Annotated in this window: 2 protein-coding genes; both read right to left on the bottom strand. The window is 43.2% G+C overall.

All coding sequences use genetic code 11. The annotated features are described in order from the left end of the window. Positions 1–89: 89 nt before the first annotated feature. Positions 90–533: a nucleoside-diphosphate kinase gene (ndk, locus tag AC1DUA_RS36730; protein ID WP_161408495.1), complete on the bottom strand. Its 444-nt coding sequence runs from the start codon at positions 531–533 to the stop codon at positions 90–92. A 174-nt stretch (positions 534–707) separates the two neighbouring features. Next, a partial coding sequence (locus AC1DUA_RS36725; RefSeq protein WP_477504422.1) for a polyprenyl synthetase family protein occupies positions 708–1,612 on the bottom strand: 905 nt, incomplete at its 5' end.

Genomic DNA, 1,612 nt, shown 5'->3' with positions numbered 1-1,612 from the left:
TTCTTGCATTCCTTGCCAAAATCCTTCAAATCACGACAAAAAAGAACCTGCATCTGGTAAGATGACAGGTTCTTCAAGTTTCTTTAAAGCTAAATCCACTGCTGAATGACTTTTGTATATTCAAGGAGCTCGTCCGCTTTAAAGAAATTGCCGATCTCACGTTCAGCGCTTTCCGGTGAGTCAGAGCCATGAATGAGATTAAAATTCGTATGTACCGCATAATCGCCACGGATTGTACCTGGCGCTGCTTCCAGTGAATTCGTTTTGCCGATCAACGTGCGTGACAAAGGAATAACTTGATCACCTTGCCACACCATTGCGAACACTGGCCCGGACGTAATGAAATTTACGAGTCGTTCGTAAAAATCTTTGCCTTCATGCTCAGCATAATGAAATGCGGCTTGTTCCCTCGATACCATCGTCAATTTGCTTCCAATTAGTTGAAAGCCTTTCTGTTCAAAGCGCTTTACAATTTCACCGATCAAGCCGCGCTGTACACCATCTGGTTTCACCATCAAGAATGTTTTTTCCATGTAACGATATCCTCCTTAGCGTTTTCTTTAGAAAACTTGCTTCGTAAGCATCTACTGAGTTTTCGCTAGAAAACTGACTTCCATAGTAGGCCTATACGCCCAAAAGGGTTAATTCTTATGTATGCCATCTTAGTTTACACTTTCTGGCAGCTTTTCTCAAATTGCAAAATTCCCTTAGTAAGATCGATTGCCTATGAAGTGTGCAACTTCAATCAAATCTTTTTTGGCTTGCCCATTCGGCAGCTTATCCAAGGATGCAATCGCTTTGTCAATGTATTTCTGAGACAATGTATCTGCCATAGCAATACCTTCGCTGTGACGAATGATATCCAAGAAAGTGCTAACATCTGTTTGTCCATCTAACTTATGTATACGGTCTAATTCAGCCAAAATAAGCGGTTTAAGTGCGGGATCCTTCATGGCAAACAAGACAGGAATCGTAATGTTGCCTTGCTTCACATCGGAGCCTGGCGGCTTCCCGATCTGCTTCTCGGTGCCGATGAGATCTAGAATATCGTCTCTGATTTGGAAAGCCATACCTACGTTATATCCAAATCCATAAAGTTTATTGCTAATCCAATCTGGCGCATCCGCAGCCATTGCTCCTAATTGACAGGAAATAGCGATGAGAAGCGCTGTTTTACGTCTAATTCTCAATAAGTAATCGCGTATCGTTTGATCGGAGTGAAAAAAGAACCGAATTTGCYCCATCTCACCGATCGACATTTCCACAATCGCCTTGGACATGATCTGATGCACAGCTGGCTTGTGAATTTGAGTGATGACACCTAACGCCTTCGCAAATATGTAATCTCCTGTGTACATCGCAATCCGATTATCCCATTTGGACCGAACTGTTAATTGCCCACGTCTTGTGTTCGCATCATCAATAACATCATCGTGAACGAGCGATGCCATATGAATGAGCTCAAGTGGCACCGCCACGCGCWTCATCGTTTCTAACTGGTAGTTTCCAAACTCACCGGAAAGCAGTACAAAAACGGGACGAATGCGTTTCCCGCCAGCTTTCAATAAATGATTTGATGTTTCTCTCAGCATTGCGTGATCGGAGTATACGC

The sequence above is a fragment of the Paenibacillus sp. 01T422 genome, from assembly GCF_056398785.1.
Note: the sequence above shows the minus strand (reverse complement) of the source record. Positions and strands in the feature narration are given on the sequence as shown.

Coding starts and splice junctions, on each gene's coding strand:
- ndk (WP_161408495.1), bottom strand. CDS start 533: ATGGAAAAAACATTCTTGATGGTGAAACCAGATGGTGTACAGCGCGGC.